This window comes from Psychroserpens mesophilus (assembly GCF_050617655.1).
Taxonomy (GTDB): domain Bacteria; phylum Bacteroidota; class Bacteroidia; order Flavobacteriales; family Flavobacteriaceae; genus Psychroserpens; species Psychroserpens mesophilus_A.
This window is the reverse complement of sequence record NZ_JBODQC010000200.1, coordinates 1-266: the sequence shown is the minus strand read 5'-3', so window position 1 is coordinate 266 and position 266 is coordinate 1. Positions and strand designations below refer to the sequence as shown.

Genomic DNA, 266 nt, shown 5'->3' with positions numbered 1-266 from the left:
AAAGTCTGGGGTGCCCATGAAAACAATTCGCAACGAATTATTTTTTGACATATTCATTTTTAAAATTTAGTTGGACCTTTCCATCTTCCAACAGAAATTGAAGCGCGTTCAACAATTCTTTTTCATCCGCTCCGGTGGCACTTTCCAACTTTCGGGATGAATGTGGCCCTAGGTCAAGCAATTCCAAAATACGTTCCTCCAATTGATGGGGAGAGGTTCGCTTGCCCTTGGCGGTACAAATATCGCACGTACCACAGTTTTCGTGG

General features: G+C 43.2%; 1 pseudogene. It reads right to left on the bottom strand.

The annotated features are described in order from the left end of the window. Positions 1 to 37: 37 nt before the first annotated feature. Positions 38 to 266: pseudogene (locus ACRHNM_RS16940) on the bottom strand (RecQ family ATP-dependent DNA helicase); the annotation flags it as partial.